The sequence below is a fragment of the Streptococcus danieliae genome, assembly GCF_009767945.1.
Lineage (GTDB): Bacteria > Bacillota > Bacilli > Lactobacillales > Streptococcaceae > Streptococcus > Streptococcus danieliae.
In genome coordinates this window covers 1-426 of sequence record NZ_WSRS01000216.1, presented here as the reverse complement: position 1 = coordinate 426, position 426 = coordinate 1, and the positions used below count along the sequence as shown (strand labels likewise).

1 protein-coding gene is annotated in these 426 nt (G+C 45.5%); it reads right to left on the bottom strand.

Annotation, left to right across the window (positions count from 1 at the left end; all coding sequences use genetic code 11):
- On the bottom strand, window positions 1-426 hold a 426-nt coding region (locus tag E5983_RS09525; RefSeq protein WP_269148554.1), incomplete at both ends, for a Rib/alpha-like domain-containing protein.

The window sequence follows — 426 nt, the reverse complement described above, 5'->3', positions numbered from 1 at the left end:
AACTACTTTGTCTCCCTCACCTGTTGTGTCTACTGGCTCCTTGAAGGATACTTTCGTTCCTGCTGGAAGTTCAGACAGGTTGGCAATAGAATCTTCTGCCTTCGGTGTAGAACCTGGCTCAACTGTTTGATCCTTAGCGACTGGAGTATTCTTATCTGCATCTGTTGCAGGCTTAGATACCTTAACGGTCACTGAGATTTCTTCACTAGAACCATCTGGGTAGGTTACAACTACTGTAACTACTTTGTCTCCCTCACCTGTTGTGTCTACTGGCTCCTTGAAGGATACTTTCGTTCCTGCTGGAAGTTCAGACAAGTTGGCAATGGAATCTTCTGCCTTCGGTGTAGAACCTGGCTCAACTGTTTGATCCTTAGCGACTGGAGTATTCTTATCTGCATCTGTTGCGGACTTAGATACCTTAACGGT